7 protein-coding genes are annotated in these 6,770 nt (G+C 66.1%); 1 reads left to right on the plus strand and 6 read right to left on the minus strand.

Features of this window, described 5'->3' with window-relative positions:
- Positions 1–29 precede the first annotated feature (29 nt).
- From F3J17_RS35170 to paaA, 6 genes are all read right to left on the minus strand, one after another.
- Positions 30–920: a DUF1835 domain-containing protein gene (locus tag F3J17_RS35170; RefSeq protein ID WP_167070328.1), complete on the minus strand. Its 891-nt coding sequence runs from the start codon at positions 918–920 to the stop codon at positions 30–32.
- A gap of 266 nt (positions 921–1,186) precedes the next feature.
- Positions 1,187–2,275: a 1,2-phenylacetyl-CoA epoxidase subunit PaaE gene (gene paaE / locus F3J17_RS35175; RefSeq protein WP_167070330.1), complete on the minus strand. Its 1,089-nt coding sequence runs from the start codon at positions 2,273–2,275 to the stop codon at positions 1,187–1,189.
- A gap of 1 nt (position 2,276) precedes the next feature.
- Positions 2,277–2,822, minus strand: coding sequence for a 1,2-phenylacetyl-CoA epoxidase subunit PaaD (gene paaD, locus F3J17_RS35180; protein ID WP_167070332.1), 546 nt, complete (start codon positions 2,820–2,822; stop codon positions 2,277–2,279).
- Positions 2,823–2,850: 28 nt separating this feature from the next.
- Complete coding sequence (paaC, locus tag F3J17_RS35185) at positions 2,851–3,657, minus strand: 1,2-phenylacetyl-CoA epoxidase subunit PaaC (protein WP_167070334.1); 807 nt, start codon at positions 3,655–3,657, stop codon at positions 2,851–2,853.
- Positions 3,658–3,667: 10 nt separating this feature from the next.
- The gene (gene paaB, locus F3J17_RS35190; RefSeq protein WP_167070336.1) at positions 3,668–3,952 is read right to left on the minus strand and encodes a 1,2-phenylacetyl-CoA epoxidase subunit PaaB; all 285 of its coding nucleotides are present in this window, start codon (positions 3,950–3,952) and stop codon (positions 3,668–3,670) included.
- A 17-nt stretch (positions 3,953–3,969) separates the two neighbouring features.
- Positions 3,970–4,980 (minus strand): 1,2-phenylacetyl-CoA epoxidase subunit PaaA, encoded by a 1,011-nt coding sequence (paaA, locus tag F3J17_RS35195; protein WP_167070338.1) that lies wholly within the window; start codon positions 4,978–4,980, stop codon positions 3,970–3,972.
- A 302-nt stretch (positions 4,981–5,282) separates the two neighbouring features.
- Here paaA and F3J17_RS35200 point away from each other — a divergent pair, with 302 nt between their 5' ends.
- A complete protein-coding gene (locus F3J17_RS35200; RefSeq protein WP_167070340.1) occupies positions 5,283–6,554 on the plus strand; it encodes an SGNH/GDSL hydrolase family protein in 1,272 nt (423 codons plus the stop codon).
- Positions 6,555–6,770: the final 216 nt, after the last annotated feature.

Genomic DNA, 6,770 nt, shown 5'->3' on the forward strand with positions numbered 1-6,770 from the left:
TGTTTTTTTAGCTGCGTAGCCGCAGAGGATCAGCGGGAAAGGGAAAGATGCGCGGCCGCATGCACCGGAATGGGGCGCGCGTTGCGGGCGTCCTGAGCACTCTGGCCACCGGTGCGCGCGGCGCACAGGTCGTCGCGCAGACGCAGTTCGCCCGCGGACGCCAGCTCGCGCAGACGCCAGCGCACGACCGGCTCGCCAACCGTAAAGCCGGCGCCGCCGCGCACGAGCGCCGCGCCCAGCGTATCGCAGGCGAGCCACGGCGCAGGGGACTCGCTGGGCGGCGTTGCCTCGCCGAGGATGTCGAGGATCTGTGCGTCCAGATCGGCCCAGGTGCCGCTCGTGAAGGTGTTGTCGCGCCAGCGGCGCGTCTCGCCATTGGCGAACTTCGCTTCCTGCCATTCGAGCGCGAGGCGCGTGATGCGCAGGACGGAGATCGGTGCGGCGTCGGGCAGGCGCGCCTGCAGTCGGGCGGCGGCTTCAGCCTGCGTGCCGGCGAGATCAGAGGGTGTCAGGCGCACTTCGTTCAGGCGCTGCGGCACATTGCGCAGGCGGTAGCAGGCGCGACGCAGCGTGAGCTGGTCGGCGGCGTCGTGCGTGTGCCAGATCACCACATTGGCGTTGTCGGCTTCCAGCGCCATGAGCGCCGCGCAGTCGCCTTGTGCCAGCGTCTGGGCGGGTTCACGCTCGTCGGCCGCGCCGCAGTCGCCATCCACGCGCTGCCAGAACGCCGCGCGCAGCACCATACCGGGGTTGGCCGCCTCGTCGATATCGCGCAGCGGCCCGACCGTGAGGTCGTCGGCCAGCGCAATCACGTGCGCGGCTGTCTGGGCGCTGGCGGGGCGTGCGGCCTCGTGGGCCCGCAGAGCCTGACGCAGCGCGGCCGCAGCCGGCTCGCCGTGGATGAGGTGGATCGTGGTCATCGACAACTCGTTGCGTTCACCATGAACGCCTTGAACAGCAAAATAAGTGTCAGATGCGAGCGGGCGCGCACAAGACAAAAGGGACCGCCCGCACCGATGCAGCGCTGCGCTGCACCACTCGCGGGCGGCCCCTAGTGTAAGCGGATCGCGGGAGCGCCGAAAGCGTGCTGTTGCTCTAAGGTCTATTCGTGACACCGCGTGAACATCGCGCGTGACACGTCGAGGCCCGCATGCTTAAGGCATCGCGCCCTACGGCGCGTGAGAACTTATCGTTCGTCGAAACTCACCACCACACGCTCGCTGACAGGATGACACTGACAGGTCAGCACGAAGCCGTCCTTCACTTCCTGCTCCTCCAGCGTGTAGTTCTTGTCCATCTTCACTTCGCCTTCCAGCACCTTGGCGCGGCAGGTGCAGCACACGCCGCCCTTGCACGCATACGGTAGCGCCAGACCCGCCTTCAGGCCGACGTCGAGCAGGCTCACGCCCTCGTAGGGCAGGCGCAGCTTGCGCTTTTTCCCGTCGATGACGATCTCCAGATCCGCCGCCGGCGTGCTTTCGGTGATCTCGACGACGGGCACGCCCGCCTGCGGCAGCGGCGAGCCAAAGCGCTCGACGTGCACGTTCTTCGTGGGCACGCCCGCGTCCTTGAGCGCGGCTTCGGCGGCATCCATCATCGGGCCGGGACCGCAGATGAAGGCTTCGTCGATCTCTTCGGCCGGCAGCAGCGATTCGATGAAGGCCGCGCACTTTTCCTGATCGAGCACGCCGTTGAACAGCTCGACGTCCTGCAGGTCGTCGGAAAGCACGTGATACAGCCGGAAGCGGTCCATGAAGCGGTTCTTCAGGTCTTCCAGATCCTCGGCGAACATGATCGCGTCCACGCTGCGATTGCCGTAGACCAGCGTGAAGGCGCTGCGCGGCTCCGTTTCCAGCGTGGTCTTGATGATCGCCAGCACCGGCGTGATGCCCGAACCGCCCGAAAACGCCACGTAGTGCTTGCCGTGTTCGGCGTTCAGATGCGTGAAGAAGCGCCCGTCCGGCGTCATCACGTCGATTTCGTGGCCCGGCGCCAGCTGGTCGAAGGCGAAGTTCGAGAAACGCCCGCCGCGCACGCGCTTGATGCCGACGCGCAGTTCGCCGTCGCGATCGTAGTCGGTCACGCCGACGCAGATCGAATACGAGCGGCGCGTTTCCTCGCCGTCGATGTGGGTCTTGAGCGTGACGAACTGCCCTTGCGTGAAGCGATACGCCTCGCGCAGCTCGGGCGGGACTTCGAAAGCGACGGAGACCGCGTCCGCGGTTTCGGGCCGCACTTCGCGGATGCGCAGCGAATGGAATTGCGGAGTGGCCATATCAGTACGGTTTGAAGTAGTCGAAGGGTTCGCGGCAGTCGATGCAGCGGTAGAGCGCCTTGCACGCGGTCGAGCCGAATTGCGCGAGGCGCTCGGTGTGCTTCGAGCCGCAGCGCGGGCAGACGGGCGCGGGCAGTTTCGGCATGAAGGTGATCGGCTTTTCGGCCGCCGTGCCGTGCGCCGCGCCGCTGCCGCAATTTCCCGTGGGCGGCGCGATGCCGTAGGCACGCAGTTTTTCGCGCGCTTCGTCGGTGATCCAGTCGGTAGTCCAGGCGGGCGAGAGCGTGGTGGCGATGCGGTACGGCGCGAGTTGCGCGGCGTCCAGCGCGTGCGCGACGTCCTCGGCGATCTGCGACATCGCCGGGCAGCCCGAATAGGTGGGCGTGATGACCACTTCGAGCTGGCCGTCGTCGGCGCGGCGCACGTCGCGCAGGATGCCCAGTTCGCGGATCGACACCACCGGAATCTCCGGATCGGGCACCGCTTCGAGCACCTGCCACGCGCGTGCGAGCGTGTGATCGGCCGGGGTTTGCATCGTCGCTTGCATCTTCATTTCCTCGTGAAGCCCGCGTGGCTTACCAGCGTGCGTCCGGATGCTGGCGCGCGAGGCTTTGCATCTCGGCGAGCACGAAGCCCATGTGTTCCGAATGCTCGCCGTGCTTGCCGGTCGTCACGTGCTTGACCGGTGCGGGCGCCGCGAGCGTGGCCTCTTCGAGTGCGGCTTCCACGTCGGCGCGCCAGGCGGCTTCGAGCTGCGCGGTGAGCGGCGCAATGCCGGCTTCGGCCACAGCGCTTTCCACCGCATCGGTGCTGAAGAACTCGCGCGTGTACGGCATCAGCCAGTCGAGCGCGGTCTGGGCGCGGCGATGCGATTCGTCCGTGCCGTCGCCGAAACGGATCAGCCATTCGCGCGCGTGGTGCACGTGATAGCGCGTTTCCTTGATCGAGCGCTCGGCGATGGCGGCCAGTTGGCTGTCGGCGGAACGCAGCAGCGCGGTCCACAGATGCGCCATCAGCGAGGCGTACAGGAAGTTGCGCACGATCGTCACGGCGTAATCGTTGGCCGAATGCGTCGTGCCGGCGAGCGGGCCGAAGTGCGGCAGCTCGGCCAGTGTGAAGTTGGCGAACTCGCGCTCGGCGCGGAAGTAGGCGTAGTCGTCCTCGGTGCGCTCGCGGCCGGTGAGCGCCTTTTCCAGCGTGGCGGCGTGCGTGTAGAGCAGGCGCGCCTGACCGATCAGGTCGAGGCTCATATTGGCGAGCGCGATGTCCTCTTCGAGGATCGGGCCGTGGCCGCACCATTCCGTGTTGCGCTGACCGAGGATCAGCGCCGTATCGGCGAGGCGCAGCACGTACGCGAGGTGTTCTTGCGTGGGCGTCGTCATCTTGGCGCTCTTACATGTGGTTGACTTCGTCGGGCAGCGTGTAGAACGTCGGATGGCGGTAGATCTTGTCGCCGGCCGGATCGAACAGCTCGGCCTTGTCGTTCGGATCCGACGCCGTGATCGCCGACGACGGCACCACCCAGATGCTCACGCCTTCCTGACGGCGCGTGTAGACGTCGCGCGCCATGCGCAGCGCCATCGACGAATCGGCGGCGTGCAGGCTGCCGCAGTGCTTGTGGTCGAGGCCCTGCTTGCTGCGCACGAACACTTCCCAGATCGGCCATTCCTTGTTCATCTCTGTCTCCTTTAGCTTCAGGCGGCGTGCCGGGTGGCGTGATCCGCGGCGCGCTGACGTTGTTTTTCGGCGTGGGCGAGGGCGGCTTCGCGCACCCAGGCGCCTTCGTTGTGCGCCTTCACGCGCGTGCCGAGGCGTTCGCGGTTGCACGGGCCGTCGCCGTTGACGACGCGCCAGAATTCTTCCCAGTCGATCGTGCCGTAGTCGTAGTGGCCGCGCGCCTCGTTCCATTTGAGGTCAGCGTCCGGCAGCGTGACGCCGAGCACCTTGGCCTGCTCGACGGTGGCATCGACGAACTTCTGGCGCAGATCGTCATTCGAGATGCGCTTGATGCCCCATTTGGCCGACTGGTTGCTGTGCACGGAATCGGCGTCGCTCGGGCCGAACATCATCAGCACCGGCCACCACCAGCGGTTCACGGCCTGCTGCACGAGTTCCTTTTGCGCGTCGGTGCCTTGCATCATGGCGAGCAGGGCGTCGAAGCCCTGACGCTGATGGAACGACTCTTCCTTGCAGATGCGGATCATGGCGCGCGCGTACGGGCCATAGGTGCAGCGGCACAGCGGGATCTGGTTCATGATCGCCGCGCCGTCGACCAGCCAGCCGATCACGCCGACGTCCGCCCACGTGGGCGTCGGGTAATTGAAGATGCTCGAATACTTGGCTTTGCCCGCGTGCAGCGCGTCGACCAGCTGATCGCGCGAGACGCCCAGCGTTTCCGCCGCGCTATAGAGATAGAGACCGTGGCCGGCTTCGTCCTGCACCTTGGCGAGCAGGATGGCTTTGCGCTTGAGGCTGGGGGCGCGGCTGATCCAGTTGCCCTCGGGCAGCATGCCCACGATTTCCGAGTGCGCGTGCTGCGAGATCTGGCGCACCAGCGTCTTGCGGTAGGCGTCGGGCATCCAGTCCTGCGGCTCGATCTTGCCGTCGGCGGCCATGATCGCGTCGAAGTCGGCCTGCTCCGGCGAGGCCGCCGCCGCGTCCAGCGGAGCGACATTGCCGGGAATGTCGAGGGATTGCGTGTACATGGGAACGCTCTCGTCGGAGTTTGGTGTGGAGTGCAGTATAAACCAACCGACCGGTCGGTAAATGAATATTTTGAGCTTGCGCAAAGGGCGGTGAACCCAGCGCGCAACTTGCCGGACTTGCTGCTTGTGTTTTAGTGGATCGATGGTGTGATCTGGAGAAATTTTGTGGGTGCGGTGCTTGCCGTCGCGGGTGGGTTTGTCTGTCAGGAAGAGGGAAGGCCACGATCCGGGCCATGGGGCACAATGGGCGTTTTGCCTGACTAACCGGGACACGTGCGCGCGCTACGCGCGCAACCGACTGCATGAAGATCTCCTTTGCTACCACCGCGGCCCGCGCCGCCTTGCTCGTTTCGATCGGCGCGGCGACGCCGGCTTTCGCTCAACAGGCCGTTCCGCAGGCCGCCGGCGCCCATTGGGTGACGAGCTGGGCAACCGCGCTCCAGTCCATTCCCCAGCGGGAAGCGCTGCCGCCGCTTTACCGTGCGCCCGATGTCGCAGGCCGCACGGTCCGGCAGATCGTCTACCCGACGCTCGGCGGCGAAGTCGCGCGGGTGCGCATCAGCAATCTCTATGGGCGCGCGCCGCTTGTGATTGAAGCGATGGCGATTGCGCCTTCGGCTGGCGGCTCGGCGGTGAGTCAGGCCGAAAGCGTGCGGGTGACTTTTGGCGGCAAGGCTTCGGTGTCGCTGGCACCGGGCGCGGAGCTCGATAGCGATCCCGTGCGCATCGGCCTGAAGCAGGGCGCGCCTTACGCGATCAGCAGCTATATGGGCGGCGAGCAAAAACTGGTGGCCTGGCATCGTGTGGCGAGTCAGGTGAACTATGTCTCGCGGCCGGGCGATCACGTCGCCGATCCCTCGATCGGCGCGTTTCCGGTGCGCTTTACGCAGTACGCGTGGGTGACGGGGCTGGCGGTCGAGGCGCCGGGCGCGCAGACGATCGCGGCAATCGGCGATTCGATTACGGACGGCATGCGCTCGTCGCTCAATGAGAATCGCCGTTGGCCCGATGCGCTGGCGAAGCGTCTCGCCCGTGAACAGACGAATCTGGCCGTGATTGATCTCGGGATCAGCGGTAACCGGCTGCTGAGCGATTCGCCGTGCTATGGCGAGGCGCTTGAGCGTCGCTTCCAGCGCGATGCGTTGGGGCATGCGGGCGTGCGCACGGCGGTGCTGCTGATCGGCATCAACGACATCAACTTCCAGTCGATGCCGCCGCGCGCGGGGCTCGATTGCGACTTCCCGCACACGCAGGTGAATGCGGACGACCTGATTGCGGGGTATCGGCGCGTGATTGCCGCGGCGCATGCACGCGGCGTGCGCCTGCTTGGCGCGACGATCACGCCGGCCGATCTGCCGCCCGAGCGCGAGGCGATTCGCGCGAAGGTGAATCAGTGGATTCGCACGAGCGGGCAGTTCGACGGCGTGGTGGACTTCGATGCGGCGCTGCGCGATCCCGCGAATCCGCTGCGTCTGCGCCGCGAGTACGACAGCGGCGACCACATCCACCCGAGCGATACGGGTTACGCGGCGATGGCGAATGCCGTGCCATTGGCGGCGATCGCAGGGAAGTAAGAAATACTTGCGCTACCCCCTTGCAGCCCACGGCGGGTAGCGCTAAGATTCGCCCCCTTCGCTGTTCGGCCTGATCGGCAGCGAAGCCGGCCGCGAGAAACGGCGGGACGCTCCGGCGACATCTTTTCCTGCTTTTAAGCAGCGACCTAAAAAAAGATGTTGACGGATCGGAAAAGAGTCTGCATAATCTCGTTTCTCTGCTGCAGACGCAGCAAC

This window comes from Burkholderia sp. Ax-1719, assembly GCF_011753055.1.
GTDB lineage: Bacteria > Pseudomonadota > Gammaproteobacteria > Burkholderiales > Burkholderiaceae > Paraburkholderia.

What these genes read in the sequence shown, in the direction of transcription:
- paaA (WP_167070338.1), bottom strand. Translation starts at nt 4,980, where the DNA reads ATGTACACGCAATCCCTCGACATTCCCGGCAATGTCGCTCCGCTGGAC.
- paaD (WP_167070332.1), bottom strand. Translation starts at nt 2,822, where the DNA reads ATGCAAGCGACGATGCAAACCCCGGCCGATCACACGCTCGCACGCGCG.
- paaE (WP_167070330.1), bottom strand. Translation starts at nt 2,275, where the DNA reads ATGGCCACTCCGCAATTCCATTCGCTGCGCATCCGCGAAGTGCGGCCC.
- F3J17_RS35170 (WP_167070328.1), bottom strand. Translation starts at nt 920, where the DNA reads ATGACCACGATCCACCTCATCCACGGCGAGCCGGCTGCGGCCGCGCTG.
- F3J17_RS35200 (WP_167070340.1), top strand. Translation starts at nt 5,283, where the DNA reads ATGAAGATCTCCTTTGCTACCACCGCGGCCCGCGCCGCCTTGCTCGTT.
- paaC (WP_167070334.1), bottom strand. Translation starts at nt 3,657, where the DNA reads ATGACGACGCCCACGCAAGAACACCTCGCGTACGTGCTGCGCCTCGCC.
- paaB (WP_167070336.1), bottom strand. Translation starts at nt 3,952, where the DNA reads ATGAACAAGGAATGGCCGATCTGGGAAGTGTTCGTGCGCAGCAAGCAG.